Below are 18,565 nucleotides of genomic sequence, written 5' to 3' on the forward strand. Positions count from 1 at the left end.
GTTATGGAAGAAATACATGACAAGTTGGAAGTGTTTTCTCCGGCAACAGGTGAGAAGATTTCGGAAATCGTCCCAACGCCATTGAAGTCGATTCCTCATATATATAAGAAATCAAGACATGCGTTCCAATCATGGTCGAACCTTCCCATCAAGGAACGGCTGCACTATTTAAAACGGCTTCGTTTATTGATGGTTGAAAAAATGGATGAAATAGCTGAAGTCGTTTCAAAAGATACGGGAAAAGTGAAAATTGAAGCGCTGGTTGCCGACATCATGCCAACGATTGATGCAATCAAGCATATCGAGAAACATGCCGTGAAGACCCTTTCCGGACAGAAGGTCACCACCCCACTCATGTTAATTGGTAAAAAATCTTATATTCATTATATGCCCCGTGGAACGATTCTCGTCATTTCACCATGGAATTATCCGCTGCAGCTTTCCATGGTACCCATTCTTAATGCTTTAGCAGCGGGAAATACAGTCATCGCCAAGCCATCAGAGGTAACTCCTTTAGTTGGAGTGTGCATCGAAAATCTGTTTCTTGAAGCTGGTTTCCCAGAAGGGACTATACAGTTTGCCCATGGAGGGAAAGAATTGGGTTCGGCATTAACTGAACAAAAACCAGATTATATATTTTTCACTGGATCTGTAAGGACTGGAAAAATGATTGGTGAGGTCGCAGCAAAACACCTGATCCCTACGACTCTGGAGCTTGGCGGTAAGGATCCGATGATCGTTCTGCGAGATGCTAACTTGGAGCGTGCTGTGAACGGGGCTCTATGGGGAGCTTTCACAAATAGTGGGCAGGTGTGCATGAGTGTTGAAAGGGTTTATGTGGAACGTCCTGTTTATAAGCAGTTCCTCATGCTTCTTAAAGAAAAAACGAAGTCCATGAGGCAGGGAGTGCAATTGAACGATGATATCGGTTCAATGACTTTCCCGGCACAAGTTGATATTGTGGCTGGACACCTGGAGGATGCACTGAATAAGGGGGCCGTTCTTGAAACCGGTACACCTCCGAAAGAGTGGGAAATGGGACAGACCCATTTCATTCCGCCGACAATTCTGTCCAATGTCGATCATTCCATGAAAATCATGAAAGAAGAAACGTTCGGTCCTGTGTTGCCTGTTATACCTTTCGATACGGAGGAAGAAGCGATCTCCCTGGCAAATGAAAGTGAGTATGGACTAAATTCCAGCGTTTGGACGATGGATAGGGAAAAAGCAAGCAGGATTGCGACACGGTTAGTAACCGGGGCGGTGACGATCAATGATGTGCTGATAACGGTTGCTAATCATCATTTACCATTTGGCGGTGCCAAACAAAGTGGGGTTGGCCGCTATCATGGCGAGCATGGATTGAAGATTTTCTGCCATGAAAAAGCGATCATGATCGATAAAGGTAAAAACAATACAGAAATACAATGGTATCCATATGAAGGGAAATACACGAGTTTTTTATCGCTGTTTCAGAACTACTTTTCTGCCAAACCTAACTGGATTCGTTTCGGCAAAGAATATTTGCGATTGATTAAATTATCAAAAGGGAATCGAAAATGAAATCCATTTATAAAAAAGATTGTTATTTTCATAACTCGCGCGTATACTATTAATATACTTAATAACTGATTTTCCTTTCAAAGGGGAGTAGCGTTAGGGTTCGCCCTAAAACAAAGTCGTCATTACGTGGATGTTGAACATTCATCGGCTTTGTTGACATGTTTTCATGTTCAGCAAGACCTTTGCCTATATGGCAGAGGTCTTTTTATTTTGCCAATGCCAATAGGAAGGAAATACTAACTATTGGAGGTTGAATGGATGGAAGCATCAATATTATTGGAATATGGCTGGGTCCTTCTTATCTTGGTTGGATTGGAAGGGATACTTGCTGCGGATAATGCAGTCGTCATGGCTGTCATGGTTAAGCATTTGCCAAAAGAACAACAGCGAAAAGCCTTGTTTTATGGTCTGATGGGAGCTTTTGTTTTCCGCTTTGCAAGTTTATTCCTTATTTCCTTTCTTGTCGATGTGTGGCAGGTTCAAGCAATCGGTGCGATTTATTTACTTTTCATTGCTTTTCAGAACATTTATAAAAAATACGCTGGTAAAGGTGAGAAGGAAATCACGAAACCCAAAAAGCAATCGGGCTTCTGGATGACCGTGGTAAAGGTTGAAGCGGCAGATATAGCTTTCGCAATCGATTCCATGTTGGCTGCCGTCGCACTGGCTGTTACACTTCCTGCAACAGGCTGGATGAAAGTCGGCGGTATTGACGGAGGGCAATTCGCTGTCATGTTCCTCGGAGGTTTGATCGGATTGGTCATTATGCGATTTGCAGCAACTGCATTCGTGAAGTTGCTTCATCAGCGTCCTTCACTTGAAATGGCGGCATTTTTGATTGTGGGTTGGGTTGGAGTGAAATTGGCGGTACACACACTCGCACACCCTTCACTGGCTGTCATCGATCATCATTTCCCTGAATCAACTCTTTGGAAATCGATTTTCTGGACTGTATTGATTGGAATTGCAGCAGGTGCATGGATCATCTCAAGCAAAAAAGAAAAAAAAGAAAAAGAAGAGGAAAAAATACAAGGAGCTTAAAAAAACAGGCGTGTTGGGCACGCCTATTTTTTTTGCTTTTTAATGTATTTATGGAGATGACCCTCAAAAGCACAGGTATGTTTACGTATGATATGTTAAAAGATGTGAATATTAAATTCCGGTTATAAAAATGACAATTGTCCCATTGTATTGGACGAAAATCTGGAAAAAGTTAATTTACTGTAATTGCACTGTAATAAACGAGAAAAAACTAAGTATTTTATCATGTTGATATATTATGTGATTTCATTTAAATCGCAAAAATAGTTCTTTTGGTACTGTCTTTTAGACTCCCTCCGCTTAAGATAAGTATGTTGATGCGTATTTTATGTTCAACAGGAGCGAGGTGAGCAAATGCTTGGATTGTTGTTTACAGCATTCAAAAAAAAGCGTTCTTTAGAAGAAACCGTATTGAAAATTCAACAAGGCGATATTAGCCTTCGAAATGATACTATAGAGTCATTCAAACCTTTTATTGCGAAAACCGTCTCGTCGGTTTGCAAACGTTACATATACGAATCGGATGATGAATTCAGTATTGGTATGATTGCTTTTAACGAGGCAATCGATAAATATTCCCCGGAAAAAGGCCGTTCTTTATTGGCATTTGCCGAAACCCTCGTTAAACGAAGGGTTATAGATTATTTAAGAAGCCAATCCAAACAAAAAGAAGTACTATTGGATTTATCACTGAATGATGATAATGATCGAAGCCATATATATATCGATAATGAAAATTCGATCAATGAGTACGAGAAGCAGAAGGAATCGGAAAGAAGAAAAGAAGAAATTCAGCTTTATATTAGCCATCTACAGGATTTTGGTCTGTCATTTGAGGATTTAGTTGAAAACTCTCCCAAACATGCAGATGCAAGGAAGGGAGCTATCATGATCGCTAAATTGTTAATGGAAGATGACGAACTGAAAGAAACACTGTTTGCAAAAAAGCGGCTGCCCGTAAAACAGCTTGAGGGAAAAGTGGAAGTAAGCAGAAAAACGATTGAACGGAACAGAAAATACATCATTGCTGTGGCAATCATAATAAACGGAGATTTTTTGTATTTGAATGATTATATAAAAGGGGCTATCGATGGATGAAAAAAGGAGTTATTCTTTCAGTTAATAAGCGATATGTAACCCTATTGACCCCCGAGGGTGAATTTCTGAAAACCAAAAGGCAGGAACGGGTATATGAAGTGGGCGAGGAAATCACTTTTTCACCTGCTAACCAAAGGTTCACTTTAGCTTTTTCAAATTTTCATTCATCTTTCAAAAAAACGGCTCTGCTAAGCATTGCCTCTACTTTCTTGATACTCTTTTCTATTCTTCCTTCTTATTTTTCCGGTCATGTGTCGGCATATATGACGATAGATGTGAATCCAAGCATTGAATTGGAGCTTGACGATGATTTAGAAGTTCTCGAACTTACCGGTTTAAATGAAGACGGCAAGCTTGTGATTGATCATCTAAAGGACTGGAAAGGCAAGAATATAAAGACTGTTACAAATCGGATCGTTGAAACGACGAAGCAACTTGGGTATATGAAAGGAAATAAACAAATAGTCGTTTCCACAACGTTATTGGAAAAAAATAAAGAACTGGATAAGCATTTAAAAAAAGAAATAAAAGAAATATCTGAGCAGGATAATGTTTCTGATACAAGAATGAAAGTGATCCAGGCAACAAAAAGCGATCGGAAGCAAGCAAGGGAACAAGGCATATCCACGGGTAGATATCTCGAAAAGAAGTTGAATGAAGATAAAGGAAAGGTAAAAGTCAATAAGAGGGAGTCTGCTCCAGCACCGGATAAAAAAATAGAGGAAAAAGTTGTTATTCCGAAAGAGAAGGGCGTAACGCTGGGTACGGAAAACAAATCGGATGGGGAAAAGAAAAAAGAGAATGATGCAATTGAAATAAAGAAAAAGCCAGCCAATGAAGCCAAACCGACTGAAAGGAAAGGACCGGGAACACAATTTACCAAAACTAAGGAACAAACTGAACAGGTAGATACAATTGGAAAACGGAATGCCATAAATGTATACAAGGAAAAAAGCAACAAGTCAAAAGGAAAATCGGATAGCGATCACAGCAACCAATCAAAGAACAAGCAGAAAAATGATAAGAGTAATAAAAAGTTCGATGTGAAAAAAGTTCCATCAGCCAAAGAAAAGAATAATAACGATCAAAAAAGGCACGACAGGCATGATAATCAGGACAAGCAGAAAAACCAGGACAAGCAGAATAACCAGGGCAAGCAGAATAACCAGGGCAAGCAGAATAAACAGGTTAGGCAGGATACACATGGTAAGCAATATAACCACCATGATAAGCAGCAAAATAAACAAGATAAGAATGATTGGGACAAGTCGAAATGGGGTAAAGGCAATAATGGAAACGGAAATGGACATAATGAATAAAAAGAGTCCAGCATACAGCTGGACTCTTAGCCATGGATATTTAATTGTAATAAGAATTATTGACCTTTAAGTTGAGATTGTGCTTGTTGTACAAGACGTTTCGTGATTTCTCCGCCAACTGAACCATTGGCACGTGCTGAAGTATCGGAACCTAATTGTACACCGAATTCAGATGCAATTTCATATTTGATTTGTTCTAATGCTTGTTCGATTCCAGGAACAAGAAGGTTGTTACTGCTGTTAGCCATTTGAATCTCCCCTTTACTTTTTCAACGGCTTTTGCCGCTGTAATGATAGTATAAGTAGAATGTGGAGTTTTACTTATATGAGCTGCATCAAACTTATTGGTAAACCTACCTATTTGTTGTAAGTAAGTCAGTTTTAAAAGAGAATGGAAAAAAGAATGAAAAAAGGATGAAAAAAGGGTAAACTAGATTTTTAATGGTTATGTGATTCGCATAACTATAAAGGAGTAAGAAAGGAAACTCTTTATGTTTGCTATCAAAAAAATATTATCAAAGTTAACACCCGCTCAGCTTATCGTCGGTTATTACTTCTTGGCCGTAAGTATCTCGACCATACTGTTGAGTCTGCCTGTTGCTCTTAAGCCAGGCGTGGAATTTAAATTCATGGATGCATTATTCACAGCCGTAAGTGCAGTTAGTGTGACAGGTCTAACAGTTGTTAGTTTACCTGAAGTGTATAATGAGGTAGGCTATTTCATTCTAATGTTTGTTCTCCAATTTGGCGGTATTGGCATTATGACACTTGGAACGTTTTTCTGGTTGATTGTGGGTAAGAAAATCGGTTTGAAGGAAAGACAATTGATCATGACAGATCAAAACCAATCGAATCTTTCGGGGCTTGTTAAATTATTGATTCAAATCATTCAGATATTTGTCGTAATTGAAATGATTGGCGCTCTAGTTTTAGGCATTTACTTTCTGAATTATTTTCCAAGCTGGCAAGAGGCCTTTTTAAATGGCTTGTTCTTAGCCATAAGTGCCACCACGAATGCAGGTTTTGATATCACCGGTATTTCAATGATTCCATTTAAAGACGATTATTTTGTACAGTTCATCACGATCATCCTGCTTACCCTTGGAGCTATCGGGTTTCCTGTCTTGATTGAGTTGAAAGAGTTTTTATCCAATAAAGCCCGTACTTATAAGTTTCATTTTTCTTTGTTCACGAAGCTGACATCAGTCACTTTCTTTTCCCTTATCATTGGGGGAACGATCCTGATTTACTTGCTGGAAATGAACGGGTTTTTTAAAGGTAAGAACTGGCATGAATCTTTTTTTTATTCTCTTTTTATGTCATCGAATACGAGAAGTGGTGGCCTTGCAACGATGAATGTGGGCGATTTCTCGGAACCGACCCTTTTATTGCTGAGCATTTTGATGTTCATTGGAGCATCCCCAAGTTCAGTCGGGGGAGGGATACGGACAACGACTCTGGCCATCATGATTCTATTTTTATGGAATTTCATGAGGGGAAGGCGTTCCATTAAAGTGTTCAAGCGGGAGATTCATCCCGATGATATTCGAAAGGCGACAGCAGTTATGATCATGGGATCGCTCCTTTGCATAATCGCGGTCTTCATTTTATCGATTACTGAGAATTTTACTTTGATGCAAATCATTTTTGAAGTATGTTCGGCTTTTGGTTCAGTCGGTCTTTCGATGGGAATTACACCTGAACTCAGCAATACCGGTAAAATTGTCATTATGATCATTATGTTCATTGGCCGTGTCGGGATAACGTCCCTCCTGTATATCATTGGCCATAAAGAAGTTACGGAAAATTTCCATTACCCTAAAGAACGCGTCATCATTGGATAAGTGATTAAAGTAGAACAGTGACCTTTCCGTCGAGGAAAGGTTTTTTGTTTTGTTTGCAGGAATCATGGACAAAATGTTGAAATTTACCTATAAGTGAGAGTTTTCAACCATTTAAACATACAAAAATATGCTTAATTTGCCCCCTTACTTTGAGTTCATTCGGATGAAGTATAAATCATTTTGGTGAGGAGGTGGAAGAATTGAAGAAATATACTGGAAGGTTCTTTGTCCCTGCCCTTTTCTTCATATTGATATTACCCTATATAGGGTGGCTTGGGCATGAAGAACGAGGATTTTCCGCCTTTTCAGGAATATATGTAATCGTAATTTTAACCATTGCCTGGTGTTTGGGTGCCATCTTCGATCATAACCGGAAAACGATTGCTTTGTTGCAGGATAGCGAAGGGCGTTATCGCATTATCTCCAATTATTCTAAAGAATTGATCAATAGCTTCAATGAAGTCGTTTTCCTAACGGATGAGAAAGGGAAATGGTTGTATTTAAACCCGGCCTGGAAATCGATGAGTGGTGCAACCGTGAATGAATCCCTGGGGCTTCACTTTTCCAAACATATGGATAACGCTTCTTATCAAGACCTATTAAAGACCTTTGAGGACTCCTTTCATCGAGGGGACAAATATTTTCGTGCGGACATAAAACTGAATACGAAAAAGGGAACAAGTTGGGTTGAAGCTTTCGTTAAACTAATTTACGATGACGATGGGAAATTCATCGGGACGGCGGGCATATTATCGGAGATCAATGAACGTAAACATGCTGAGGAAAAGCTTGTGAGCCTAAACGAACACCTGGCAATCACATCAAGCAAATTATCAACGGCAGCCCAACTTGCGGCAGGGATTGCACATGAGGTCAGGAATCCGATGACAGCGATAATGGGATTCGTGAAGTTGATTAAAGATGGCGGTTCCGAAAAGCAGGAATACTATGATATTATTTTTTCGGAAATAAATCGAATCGAGCAAGTGCTGAACGAACTCTTGCTGCTATCGAAACCTGCTGAGGCGGTTTTTCTTGAGAAGGATTTAAAGGAAAGCTGCAACCATGTCGTAACGCTGTTGCAGACAAATGCCGTACTGAACAATATTCAAATTCATAAAAATTATGATTCAGAACCTATTTTTATGTACTTTGATGAAAACCAAATCAAGCAAGTATTAATAAACATGATAAAAAATTCCATAGAATCGATGCCGAACGGCGGCAATATTTTTGTAGGCATAAATGAAAAAAATGGGGAAGTTTTTTTGAGCATTTTGGATGAAGGGGAGGGTATCCCGGAAAACTCCCTTCAAAAAGTAGTAGAACCATTTTTCACTACAAAAACATCAGGAACGGGATTGGGTCTTTCCGTTTGTTTTAGAATCATCGAAAAGCACGGCGGAAAGGTTTTCATCACAAGTGAACTGAAAAAAGGTACGAAAATAGTTTGTATCTTTCCAACCGTCCAACAAAGAGAAAATAGTGAGAACGAAAAGGTCTGGATGCATGGCCGCGAATGACAAGAAAATAATGATTTAATCGTTGAAAAAATCAGAATATTATGTATATAATTTAAGAGTAATAACATACTAACCGGTTAGTTAGTTTAAAAGGAGGAATTCATTTGAACTTTGAACATACTCAAAAGGTGAAAGATCTGGAAAAGAAGTTAACGGAATTCATGGAAAAGCACGTCTATCCAAATGAATCAATATACAAGAAGCAGCTCGCAGCACAGGAGAGCCGCTGGAGTGAAATACCCCCGATATTATCTGAATTGACGACAAAAGCAAAAGAAGCAGGATTATGGAATTTATTTTTGCCTGATAGCGGTTATGGCGCGGGTTTAACAAATCTAGAATATGCCCCTCTTTGTGAAATCATGGGTAGGTCGACGATAGGGCCTGAAATCTTCAACTGTAATGCGCCGGACACTGGTAATATGGAAGTGTTGGTGAGATACGGTTCAGATGAACATAAAGAACGCTGGCTGAAGCCCTTGCTTGCTGGGGAAATCCGCTCATGCTTCTCGATGACAGAACCGGAAGTGGCGTCCTCCGATGCGACCAATATCGAATGCAGGATAGAAAAGACGGGTAATGAGTATGTCATAAACGGCCGAAAATGGTGGTCATCAGGAGCAGGCGATCCCCGATGCAAGATTGCCATCGTCATGGGTAAGACGGATCCTGAGGCGTCCAAGCATGAACAACAGTCAATGATTCTTGTACCGCTGGATACACCGGGCGTCAAAATCGAGAGAATGCTCCCTGTGTTCGGTTATGATCATGCCCCGCATGGCCATGCCGAAATCACTTTTGAAAATGTGAGGGTCCCGGCAACGAATATTCTATGGGGTGAAGGCAAAGGATTTGCGATTGCCCAAGGAAGGCTCGGACCTGGAAGGATACATCATTGCATGAGGCTGATCGGCGCTGCTGAAAGAGCTCTTGAAGAATTATGTAAGCGCATTCAAAAACGTGTCGCTTTTGGTAAAACATTGGCGAGACAAGGTGTGATCATGGAGTGGGTTGCTGATTCACGCATTGAAATCGAACAAGCAAGACTTCTGACCTTAAAAGCTGCTTATATGATGGATACTGTCGGGAACAAGGAAGCGAAGGCGGAGATTGCCATGATAAAAGTGGTGGCACCGAATATGGCCTTGAATGTGCTTGACAGGGCCATCCAAGGCTTTGGAGCTGCTGGGATTTCCGATGATTTCCCTTTTGCTGCACATTGGGCGAATGCACGGACTTTAAGGCTTGCTGATGGTCCCGATGAAGTTCACCGCTCACAAGTTGCCAAGATAGAACTTCGAAAATACCAACAAAAGCATGAGGTGAAAATATGAAAGTTACCGACTTATTCGATTTAACTGGAAAGACGGCGATCATAACCGGTGGAGGAAGAGGATTGGGAGCACAAATAGCGACCGGCTTTGCCGAAGCTGGGGCAAATGTCGTTCTTTGTTCGCGGAAGAAGGAGGCATGCGACGAAGTTGCTTCACAAATCGAAAAGCTTGGAGTCAAGACGCTTTCCCTGAAGTGTGATATCACCAATCCGTCAGATGTACAGGAAGTTGTTAACGAAACGTACCGTGAATTTGGCGCCATCGACATTTTAGTAAACAATAGCGGGGCATCCTGGGGGGCACCAGCCATCGACATGCCCCTTGAAGCATGGCAGAAGGTGATGAATGTCAATATAACCGGAACCTTTATCATGAGCCAGACAACAGGCAGGGTCATGATTGAACAGGGACATGGGAAAATAATAAATATTGCTTCCGTTGCCGGATTAGGGGGAACCGACCCGAGGGTGCTCGATACGGTCGGATATAATACGAGTAAAGGGGCCGTCATTACTTTAACGAAGGATTTAGCTGTTAAATGGGGTCAGCATAATATCAATGTTAATGCAATCGCACCCGGTTTCTTTCCTACAAAAATGACGAAAGGTGTTCTTGAGCAAGGAAAGAATCCTATCTTGGATTCCACGCCGCTAAAAAGATTAGGGAGTGATGATGATTTGAAAGGGGCAGCGGTTTTCCTGGCCTCAAAGGCATCCGATTTTGTGACTGGAAATATCTTGATTGTCGATGGGGGTTCACATGCAAAGTAATGAAAGATAAGTAAATATGGCTGGAGGGTATGAAATGATGAATGAAAAAAAATGGCTTTCCGTTTATCCTGATTCAATTTCAAAGGAAATAAAAGTCCCTGAGTTTCCGATGCAAAGGATTCTTCAAAATGCATGTCAGTCCTATCCAAACAATACAGCTATTACTTTTTATGACCGAAAGATATCCTATCAGGAGCTTTTTCATGCATCGCAAGCCTTTGCTTCAGCCCTGCAAAAAAAAGGTGTTCAAAAAGGCGATCGTGTCGCCATCATGCTGCCTAACTGTCCGCAATACGTTATAGCTTACTATGGATCGTTAGCAACAGGAGCCATTATCACCCAAATCAACCCAATGCTGGTTGAAAGGGAGCTGCAGCATATTTTACAGGACTCAGGTGCAGAAACGATCGTTGTATTGGATGGATTATACCCGAAGGTGAAAAGTGTGCAGCAACACGCAAATCTGAAAAATATCATCGCCGTAAGCCTTCAGTCTTCGGATGCAGATTTCCAGCCTGATGCTTCCTTTGACCAATTCATGAAGACAGGGGACGGGAATATCAATCACGTATCAATCGATCCGGAAAATGATATAGCCGTTCTTCAGTATACAGGAGGAACGACCGGCCGTTCAAAAGGGGCGATGCTGACTCACAGGAATATTCTGGCCAATGTCATTCAATCGTATGAATTCTTCAAGCATGAATTAAAAATGGGCTCTGAAAGAACGCTGTCGGTCATCCCGCTTTTTCATGTTTTTGGAATGACGTCCGCAATGAATTTATCCGTGTATATCGCGGGTGATTCCATCATGCTGCCACGATTTGAAATAGAAGAAGTGCTGGAAACGATTAAGCGTGAACAGCCGACCACTTTTCCTGGTGTACCGACCATGTATGTAGCGTTGACGAATCATCCAAAGGCAGAAGAATATGGAATGGGCTCAATTCGGGTCTGTAACAGCGGAAGTGCACCGATGCCTGTGGAACTGCTGCGTGAGTTTGAACGAAAATCAGGTGCGAAAATATTGGAAGGCTACGGTCTTACGGAAGCTTCGCCAACAACTCATTGTAACCCGGCATTTGCAAAAAGGAAGCCTGGGAGCGTCGGGATTGGTTTCCCATCGACTGAATATAAAGTGATGGACCTGGGGGACGGGACTAAGGAAATGCCCCCTGGCGAATTGGGGGAATTGGTCGTCAAAGGACCTCAAGTGATGAAAGGTTACTGGAATATGCCGGAGGAAACGGCGGTGACCCTTCGGGATGGTTGGCTTTATACGGGTGATATCGCCAAAGTTGATGAAGACGGTTATCTCTATATTGTCGACAGGAAAAAAGATTTGATCATCGCAAGTGGCTATAATATTTATCCGCGAGATGTGGAGGAAATTCTCTATGAACATCCTGCTGTCCAGGAAGCGGTTGTCATCGGAGTTCCTGATGCTTACCGAGGGGAGTCGGTAAAAGCTGTGCTTGTACTTAAACATAATAAAACGGCAAATGAACGGGAAATCATCGATTACTGCCGAGCAAGCCTATCGGCTTATAAAGTTCCGAATTTCGTTGAATTTCGTTATGAGTTACCGAAGACAAATGTCGGAAAGATTTTAAGGCGGGCTTTAAGAGAAGAACTTTCCAGGAAATAAGAGGGCTTTGATAGTACGAACGCGTATGATATCAATTCAGCTGAAATTTTAACAGATTGCGAGGGTGCAAACATGAAAGAAAAAATGACAGAACATAGCATACGCTTATTTGAAAAGAGGGGCTTTAGTGAAACGTCGATTTCCGATATCGTCGAATCGGTCGGGGTTACGAAGGGAACGTTTTATTATTACTTTACGAGCAAAGAGCAGTTGCTTATGGATATTCATCTAGCTTATATAGACGAGTTGCTTAGTGAGCAGGAAATAATCATGTTGGAGCCTGGTAAAAGCTGTAAGGACCAGCTTTTCGAAATGGTATTGATGTTATTAAAAAGCATCAAAACCAAAAAATCCAGCGCAACGGTCTTTTTCCGTGAAATGAAAAATCTAAGTGACGAAAAACTTGCACAAATCCTTCCTAAGCGGGATGAGTTCCGTAATAAAATCGAGCAAGTGCTGATTAGCGGCATCGAGAGCGGAGAACTACGTTCCAATCTCGATGCATCCATCATCTCTTTTGCTATTTTGGGTGTGGCCAATTGGAGCTATCATTGGTTCGACCCAGAAGGTGAAAAAACCGAACAGGAAGTTGCAGCCATTTTTATGGGGATGATTCTGCAGGGAATTGAAGCGTGACCGGGTTACATACTAACCAGTTAGCAGAAGGGAGATAGAAGGCATGACCAACAAGCAAATTCAATCAATAACCGTAATTGGGGCTGGGCAGATGGGGCATCAAATTGCGATGCTTGCTGCACTTGGAGGTTACGAAACGATTCTTCAGGATGTTCAGGGAGACGCTTTGAATACAGCCCAAGAAAAATTGGAGGTCATTTTGACTAAATGGGTTCAAAAAGGAAAATTGTCCGAAGATCGTAAGTTGGCTGCTTTTAACCGTCTTCAATATACCACCGATCTTGAGAAAGCGGCCAGTGGAGCTGATTTGATCATTGAAGCGGTTGTTGAAAAAATTGATGTGAAACGGGAAGTCTTTGCTAGACTTGAAGAATTGGCCCCAGCAGAAACCATTTTTGCCACGAATAGTTCAACGATTGTCAATAGCCTTATTGCGAGTGTGACGAATCGTCCGGATAAGTTCATAAATATGCATTTCTTTTTCCCGCCTCTAATAATGGATTGTGTTGAAGTTGTCATGAGTGATCAAACATCGGAGGAAACAGCGAGGCTTGCGATGGAAGTAACAGAAAAAATGAATAGGACAGGAGTTTTGTTGAGGAAAGAGATATCGGGTTTCGTAGCCAACCGAATTTTGGGAGCTTTGCAGCGTGAGGCCTTATATTTGTATGAAGAAGGGATTGTGGACTATAAGGATATCGATTTAATTTGCAGAAAAGCTTTAGGCCACCCCATCGGCCCTTTTGAACTGATGGATCTATCAGGTATTGATGTAGGATATTTTGTCATGCAGCAGCGATACAATGAAACTGGAAATCCAGAAGACAAGCCAAATGCTTGTATTGAAGAAAAGGTGAATAAAGGACACTTAGGAAGGAAAACAGGAAAAGGCTGGTATGATTATCCAAACCAAGGAGTGAAGAATTGATGACAAAATTAATTAGAGTGGTTAAGGAAAATAGGCTTGCGGTCATCACCATCGATAATCCTCCATTAAACGTAATCAGTAAACAAGTATTCAGAGAATTGGGAGAAACATTCGATGAACTTTCAAAAGATACTGAAACTGTTGCGGTACTCATAACCGGTGCAGGCAATATCGCATTTGCGGCTGGTGCCGATATAAAAGAATTCCCTAACATGATGGGGAACCCGAACATGAAAGAAATGGTAAAGGAAAGTCATGCCGTCCTAACCAAAATAGACCAGTTACCTAAACCTACTATAGCTGTATTAAATGGCCTGACTTTGGGAGGCGGATGCGAACTGGCTCTGGCCTGTGATTTGCGAGTGGCAGAAACACAGGTTCAAATTGGTCTGCCTGAAGTGAAATTGGGCTTATTTCCTGGAGCTGGCGGTACACAGCGTTTGTCCAGACTTGTAGGAAACGCAAAAGCAAAAGAGATTATATTTACCGGTGATCCGCTTGGTGCCACGGAAGCGGAAAAGATCGGGCTTGTCAATAAAGTTGTTGAGCAAGGCTGCGGCTTATCGGAAGCGAAAATCTTGGCCTCACGATTAACAAGGCACTCACTTCAGGCACTTTCGAGAATCAAGAAAGCGATTGATGAAGGAAGTGAGGCAACGCTTGAACAAGGTCTAGAGATTGAAACGAATCTTTTTGAAGAAATCTTCCAAACTGAAGATGTTAAAGAAGGGGTTTCCGCTTTCTTGGATAAACGTAAACCAGCTTTCGTACATCGTTAATCAAGGAGGGGTCTTATGCATGAATTTGAAGTCAACGTCCGTTTTTCCGAAACGGATGCTTTGGGCCACATCAATAACACTAGCTATTTCATATACCTCGAAGAAGCACGAATGAAATTTTTTGAAGCTTTAGGCCTAGCGGCGAATGTCGAATCTTGGAATTTTTTGTTAGCCTCCACTAAATGCGACTTTATTGCTCAGGTATATTTCAATCAACTATTGACCATCCGTACATCTTTGACAAAAGTAGGAACGAAAAGTTGTGAAATGGCCCATGATATCCTCTGTTCACAAACTGGGGAAGTGATCGCCAGGGGAAGTGCAGTTTTAGTCTGTTTTGATTTTTTGAATCAAAAAAGTGAACCTATTCCTGAAGTTATTAAAGAAAAGCTCATTTCACATCTTGTTCATAAATAGAATGTCAAAAGTCTAAAGGAGTGGAAGATCATGGTTGACGATACGATTCCTGTTCGGCCCGGCGAGGAACTGAATATTGATGCATTAGAAGGTTTCCTAAGAAAAAACGTATTGGGCCTTCCAAATGAACCGTTAGAATTGCAACAATTTTCCACGGGCTATTCCAATTTGACCTATCAACTGAAAATTGGTGAGTGGGAGGCTGTCCTCAGAAGGCCACCTCTTGGTCCTGTTGCTCCAAAGGCACATGATATGAAGCGTGAACATCATATCCTAACTTCAATCAACCCATATTTTCAGGCAGCTCCCGAGCCTATTCTGTTCTCGGATGATGAATTGATTGCGGGGGCCCCTTTTTTCCTAATGGAAAGGAAACATGGAATTGTAATAGATACTGAATTTCCCAAGGGAATCGAGCCTACTGTTGAAAAGTGCAGACAGCTTTCATATGTGATGGTCAACCGGCTTGCTGATCTTCACTCGATTCCCTATGAGAAAACAGGGTTGGTTGAAATTTCCAAACCTGAAGGGTTCATTGAAAGACAAGTGCGCGGATGGATTTCCCGCTATGAGAGAGCAAAGACAGATGAAATCAAGGAAATTCGTCCGCTTATCGATTATTTTAAAGAGAATATCCCGAAATATAGCCAGACTTCAATTATCCATTATGACTATAAGATCAATAATGCCATGTTTAACAAGGACCTTACAGAGATGGTTGGTTTATTTGATTGGGAAATGTCCACCGTTGGTGATCCGCTAGCCGATTTAGGAGTGGCTTTAAGCTACTGGACGGAAAGCGGTGATCCGGAACTTATCAAATTCGGTGTGGGTCAAGCATCAATCACGACTTTAACCGGTTTCCTGACACGGCGGGAATTTATCGAGACGTATGCAGCAAGAAGCGGCAGGGATGTTTCCAACGTCGATTTTTACTTAACCTTTGGTTACTTTAAGTTAGCTGTCATCCTTCAGCAAATCTATTATCGATATAAAAAAGGCCAGACTAATGATCCCCGTTTTTCCAATCTCGGAAAAACGGTGAAAAGCTTACTCACTCATGCTGCAAATGTAGCTGCGAAGGAAGTTTAAATAAATGGAATATATACAAAACATTCATTTGCTACTAAAAAAAGAAGAAATAGATAGGGAAAAACTCCAAGAGGGGGATAAAGTTGCGGTCATCCTGGATGTGTTATTAGCGACCACAACAATTATTTCAGCACTTCAGGATGGGGCACGCCAGGTGATACCTGTCATGGATCCAGTGGATGCCTTGGTGAAAAGCCAGGAATTGGACCATGGGGATTCCATAGTGGCAGGGGAACTAAAAGCAAAACCGGTTGATGATTTAATGTATCCAAGTCCTACGCTATTGAGTAAGTTGGTACCTGGAAAAACTTTAATATTGTCAACGACTAATGGAACGGTTGCACTGAGGAATTCAGCCGCTGCAAAAAAGGTCTATATCGCATCTTTGTTAAATAATCCGTCTGTTGCTGAAAAAATAAAAAAACATCATAAAACAGAAACGATCATCATCGTATGTTCGGGAAACTCAGGTGAATTCAGTCTGGAAGACTTTTACGGTGCAGGTCATTTGATAGATTGCCTGATTACTGGATCACAAGGTACGTTCATACTCAACGATGCAGCAAATGCAGCAAAAACGCTTTATCGAACGAATGTCGAAAATGCCTTTGATATCCTGAAATCATCATATGTCGGACAGTTGTTCGACAAACACAGCTTGATCGCAGATTTGGAATTGGCGGCGCAAAAAGGGTCGGTGGGTCTTGTCCCAGAGTTGGTGGATGGAAAGATCGAAGCCGAATTGAAAAGGCAGGAAACGTAGTTCAAAACCTGGATAAGGAGTGAAGGGGATGAGGTTTTCACAGTCAATGGCGGTGGTGACAGGTGCAGGTTCCGGTATTGGGAAGGCTACAGCGATGCGCCTGTCGGACGAAGGGGCAAAAGTGTTGTTGGTAGGGAGGACGAAAGGGAAGCTGGAGGAAGCAGCTGCAGAAATCAATGCAAGGCATAAGATTCCCATGGCTGACATTTTCGCTGCTGATGTTACCGTCGAGGAAGATGTAAAGAATTTGGCCATGTATGTGAAGGAACAATATCGTGACCTTCACATTTTAATCAATAATGCAGGTGGATCAAAGTCCTCGAAGCTTTTGGATACCTCTGCAGCTGATTGGGATATGATTCAACATGTCAATTTGAAAAGTGTCTTTCTAGTTTCCAAGTACTTGGGAAAAGTGATGGAAGAAGGAGCGGGCAGTGGAAATAAAGCCATCAATCGGGCAATCGTGAATGTGGCTTCACTGTCAGGGCATCAGGCAGGGGCATTCATCCCGCATTACAGCTCTGCTAAAGCAGGGGTCATCAGTTTAACGAAATCATTGGCATTGGAACTCGCTGCAGTTGGCATTCGGGTCAATTCCGTATCACCGGGATTCATTGAAACGCCTTTAACGGAGGATGGACTGCAAAATGAAAAATTCGTAAAGTCGATTCAACGGAATACGGCACTGGAAAGAGTGGGGAAAGCAGAGGAAATAAGTAATGTCATTACCTTTGCTGCTTCGCCGGAGGCTTCCTATATGACTGGGACGGATTTATTGGTGGATGGCGGCTGGTTGATCAAATAAAAAGGCTCTTTTCGTTAAGATTGTTGTTTTTAAAACGAGACTATTTAAGGTTGATTGGAGTGGATGTGCGAGACCCCACAGGCGTTTACGCCGAGGAGGCTCACCGCTCGCCCCGCGGAAAGCGAGCATCTGGAGGGGAAATCAAACACACCACATTACTTGGTAAATAGCAACAAAGTATGCGAAAACAGCCAATAAAAAAGGGGATGGGTAAATGTTAAAAGAACACTTATTGACAGAGGTAATCGATAATGTAATGATCCTGACTTTGAATCGTCCTGAAAGCTTGAATGCATTTAGCCCGGATATGATTGCAAGCTTAACGAAAGCGATAAAGGATGTAAAAAAAACACCACATATAAGGGCAGTCATCATCAAAGGGGCGGGAAGATCATTCACTGCGGGAGGTGACGTTAAGTCGATGGGCAAGGCTTCTGCAAGTCAATTGTATGATCATGTTGGCAGAATGAATGAATGCATATTGGCAATGGATGTTTCTGAAATTCCCATAATCGCTGCCGTCCATGGATTTGCGGCAGGGGCCGGATTTAATTTGGCACTCGCCTGTGATTTGATCGTGGCTTCCGATGATAGTCAATTTGCCATGAGTTTTTCACAGGTAGGCCTGATCTCTGATGGAGGTGGTTCGTATTTTTTACCTAAATTAGTAGGGCCACACCTTGCAAAGCAGCTCTTCTTTACTGCCGAGCCAATTTCTGCGGAACGCTTATACCAGTTAGGTGTCATTAATTATATATATCCATTCAATCAACTTGAAGGGGAAACATTGAAACTTGCGGAAAAGCTGGCAAATGGACCGACAAAAGCTTATGGGATGATGAAAAAGCTCGTTAGCCATTCATTTACGGCTACACTTGATGAAATGCTCGAACAGGAACGAATCACGCAAACCTTGATGGCCTCCACAGAAGATCATCTTGAGGGAGTCGCAGCATTCAAAGAAAAAAGAAAACCGGAATTTACAGGGAATTAATAAGGGAGGGA

18 protein-coding genes are annotated in these 18,565 nt (G+C 41.7%); 17 read left to right on the forward strand and 1 reads right to left on the reverse strand.

All coding sequences use genetic code 11. The features are described from left to right. The first annotated feature begins 3 nt into the window (after positions 1–3). The 4 genes from JNUCC41_RS15800 to JNUCC41_RS15815 all read left to right on the forward strand — a co-directional run bounded on the left by JNUCC41_RS15800 (position 4) and on the right by JNUCC41_RS15815 (position 5,021). Positions 4–1,563 carry an aldehyde dehydrogenase family protein gene (locus JNUCC41_RS15800; RefSeq protein ID WP_192203823.1) on the forward strand — a complete coding sequence of 520 codons (1,560 nt, stop codon included), beginning with the start codon at positions 4–6 and terminating at the stop codon, positions 1,561–1,563. Positions 1,564–1,821: 258 nt separating this feature from the next. Further along, a complete protein-coding gene (locus JNUCC41_RS15805; RefSeq protein WP_192203824.1) occupies positions 1,822–2,604 on the forward strand; it encodes a TerC family protein in 783 nt (260 codons plus the stop codon). Positions 2,605–2,958: 354 nt separating this feature from the next. After that, on the forward strand, positions 2,959–3,702 hold the full coding sequence (sigI, locus tag JNUCC41_RS15810; protein ID WP_192203825.1) for an RNA polymerase sigma factor SigI: 744 nt from the start codon (positions 2,959–2,961) through the stop codon (positions 3,700–3,702). Further along, a complete protein-coding gene (locus JNUCC41_RS15815) occupies positions 3,699–5,021 on the forward strand; it encodes an anti-sigma factor domain-containing protein (RefSeq protein ID WP_192203826.1) in 1,323 nt (440 codons plus the stop codon). Before sigI ends, JNUCC41_RS15815 begins: the two co-directional genes overlap by 4 nt. Before the next feature lie 56 nt (positions 5,022–5,077). On the opposite strand, the gene JNUCC41_RS15820 is transcribed toward JNUCC41_RS15815, so the two are convergent. Then, a complete protein-coding gene (locus tag JNUCC41_RS15820; protein ID WP_034314196.1) occupies positions 5,078–5,269 on the reverse strand; it encodes an alpha/beta-type small acid-soluble spore protein in 192 nt (63 codons plus the stop codon). A gap of 243 nt (positions 5,270–5,512) precedes the next feature. Between JNUCC41_RS15820 and JNUCC41_RS15825 the strand changes: the two genes are divergently transcribed. From JNUCC41_RS15825 to JNUCC41_RS15885, 13 genes are all read left to right on the forward strand, one after another. Further along, a complete protein-coding gene (locus JNUCC41_RS15825) occupies positions 5,513–6,865 on the forward strand; it encodes a TrkH family potassium uptake protein (RefSeq protein ID WP_192203827.1) in 1,353 nt (450 codons plus the stop codon). A gap of 200 nt (positions 6,866–7,065) precedes the next feature. Then, positions 7,066–8,388, forward strand: coding sequence for an ATP-binding protein (locus tag JNUCC41_RS15830; RefSeq protein WP_192203828.1), 1,323 nt, complete (start codon positions 7,066–7,068; stop codon positions 8,386–8,388). Between the two features lie 104 nt (positions 8,389–8,492). Further along, positions 8,493–9,722, forward strand: a complete 1,230-nt coding sequence (locus JNUCC41_RS15835) for an acyl-CoA dehydrogenase family protein (protein WP_192203829.1) — start codon at positions 8,493–8,495, stop codon at positions 9,720–9,722. Then, the gene (locus JNUCC41_RS15840; RefSeq protein WP_192203830.1) at positions 9,719–10,492 is read left to right on the forward strand and encodes an SDR family oxidoreductase; all 774 of its coding nucleotides are present in this window, start codon (positions 9,719–9,721) and stop codon (positions 10,490–10,492) included. Before JNUCC41_RS15835 ends, JNUCC41_RS15840 begins: the two co-directional genes overlap by 4 nt. 37 nt (positions 10,493–10,529) lie before the next feature. Continuing rightward, positions 10,530–12,140, forward strand: coding sequence for a long-chain-fatty-acid--CoA ligase (locus JNUCC41_RS15845; RefSeq protein WP_286182419.1), 1,611 nt, complete (start codon positions 10,530–10,532; stop codon positions 12,138–12,140). A 72-nt stretch (positions 12,141–12,212) separates the two neighbouring features. Next, positions 12,213–12,776: a TetR/AcrR family transcriptional regulator gene (locus JNUCC41_RS15850; RefSeq protein WP_192203832.1), complete on the forward strand. Its 564-nt coding sequence runs from the start codon at positions 12,213–12,215 to the stop codon at positions 12,774–12,776. A gap of 43 nt (positions 12,777–12,819) precedes the next feature. Beyond that, complete coding sequence (locus JNUCC41_RS15855; RefSeq protein WP_192203833.1) at positions 12,820–13,704, forward strand: 3-hydroxyacyl-CoA dehydrogenase family protein; 885 nt, start codon at positions 12,820–12,822, stop codon at positions 13,702–13,704. Continuing rightward, positions 13,704–14,483, forward strand: coding sequence for an enoyl-CoA hydratase (locus JNUCC41_RS15860; protein WP_192203834.1), 780 nt, complete (start codon positions 13,704–13,706; stop codon positions 14,481–14,483). Before JNUCC41_RS15855 ends, JNUCC41_RS15860 begins: the two co-directional genes overlap by 1 nt. Positions 14,484–14,498: 15 nt before the next feature. Further along, on the forward strand, positions 14,499–14,900 hold the full coding sequence (locus JNUCC41_RS15865) for an acyl-CoA thioesterase (RefSeq protein WP_192203835.1): 402 nt from the start codon (positions 14,499–14,501) through the stop codon (positions 14,898–14,900). Between the two features lie 30 nt (positions 14,901–14,930). Beyond that, complete coding sequence (locus tag JNUCC41_RS15870) at positions 14,931–15,992, forward strand: phosphotransferase family protein (RefSeq protein WP_192203836.1); 1,062 nt, start codon at positions 14,931–14,933, stop codon at positions 15,990–15,992. Between the two features lie 4 nt (positions 15,993–15,996). Further along, on the forward strand, positions 15,997–16,755 hold the full coding sequence (locus JNUCC41_RS15875; RefSeq protein ID WP_228467347.1) for a 2-phosphosulfolactate phosphatase: 759 nt from the start codon (positions 15,997–15,999) through the stop codon (positions 16,753–16,755). Between the two features lie 28 nt (positions 16,756–16,783). Further along, positions 16,784–17,560, forward strand: coding sequence for an SDR family NAD(P)-dependent oxidoreductase (locus tag JNUCC41_RS15880; RefSeq protein WP_192203838.1), 777 nt, complete (start codon positions 16,784–16,786; stop codon positions 17,558–17,560). Positions 17,561–17,774: 214 nt separating this feature from the next. Next, entirely contained in the window at positions 17,775–18,554 is a 780-nt protein-coding gene (locus tag JNUCC41_RS15885; protein ID WP_192203839.1) for an enoyl-CoA hydratase/isomerase family protein, read from the forward strand. The last annotated feature ends 11 nt before the right edge of the window (positions 18,555–18,565 follow it).

Origin of the sequence: Brevibacillus sp. JNUCC-41 (genome assembly GCF_014844095.1) — a bacterium.
Classification (GTDB): domain Bacteria; phylum Bacillota; class Bacilli; order Bacillales; family DSM-1321; genus Peribacillus; species Peribacillus aracenensis.

What these genes read in the sequence shown, in the direction of transcription:
- JNUCC41_RS15800 (WP_192203823.1), top strand. Translation starts at nt 4, where the DNA reads ATGGAAGAAATACATGACAAGTTGGAAGTGTTTTCTCCGGCAACAGGT.
- JNUCC41_RS15805 (WP_192203824.1), top strand. Translation starts at nt 1,822, where the DNA reads ATGGAAGCATCAATATTATTGGAATATGGCTGGGTCCTTCTTATCTTG.
- sigI (WP_192203825.1), top strand. Translation starts at nt 2,959, where the DNA reads ATGCTTGGATTGTTGTTTACAGCATTCAAAAAAAAGCGTTCTTTAGAA.
- JNUCC41_RS15815 (WP_192203826.1), top strand. Translation starts at nt 3,699, where the DNA reads ATGAAAAAAGGAGTTATTCTTTCAGTTAATAAGCGATATGTAACCCTA.
- JNUCC41_RS15820 (WP_034314196.1), bottom strand. Translation starts at nt 5,269, where the DNA reads ATGGCTAACAGCAGTAACAACCTTCTTGTTCCTGGAATCGAACAAGCA.
- JNUCC41_RS15825 (WP_192203827.1), top strand. Translation starts at nt 5,513, where the DNA reads ATGTTTGCTATCAAAAAAATATTATCAAAGTTAACACCCGCTCAGCTT.
- JNUCC41_RS15840 (WP_192203830.1), top strand. Translation starts at nt 9,719, where the DNA reads ATGAAAGTTACCGACTTATTCGATTTAACTGGAAAGACGGCGATCATA.
- JNUCC41_RS15845 (WP_286182419.1), top strand. Translation starts at nt 10,530, where the DNA reads ATGAATGAAAAAAAATGGCTTTCCGTTTATCCTGATTCAATTTCAAAG.
- JNUCC41_RS15850 (WP_192203832.1), top strand. Translation starts at nt 12,213, where the DNA reads ATGAAAGAAAAAATGACAGAACATAGCATACGCTTATTTGAAAAGAGG.
- JNUCC41_RS15855 (WP_192203833.1), top strand. Translation starts at nt 12,820, where the DNA reads ATGACCAACAAGCAAATTCAATCAATAACCGTAATTGGGGCTGGGCAG.
- JNUCC41_RS15860 (WP_192203834.1), top strand. Translation starts at nt 13,704, where the DNA reads ATGACAAAATTAATTAGAGTGGTTAAGGAAAATAGGCTTGCGGTCATC.
- JNUCC41_RS15865 (WP_192203835.1), top strand. Translation starts at nt 14,499, where the DNA reads ATGCATGAATTTGAAGTCAACGTCCGTTTTTCCGAAACGGATGCTTTG.
- JNUCC41_RS15870 (WP_192203836.1), top strand. Translation starts at nt 14,931, where the DNA reads ATGGTTGACGATACGATTCCTGTTCGGCCCGGCGAGGAACTGAATATT.
- JNUCC41_RS15875 (WP_228467347.1), top strand. Translation starts at nt 15,997, where the DNA reads ATGGAATATATACAAAACATTCATTTGCTACTAAAAAAAGAAGAAATA.
- JNUCC41_RS15880 (WP_192203838.1), top strand. Translation starts at nt 16,784, where the DNA reads ATGAGGTTTTCACAGTCAATGGCGGTGGTGACAGGTGCAGGTTCCGGT.
- JNUCC41_RS15885 (WP_192203839.1), top strand. Translation starts at nt 17,775, where the DNA reads ATGTTAAAAGAACACTTATTGACAGAGGTAATCGATAATGTAATGATC.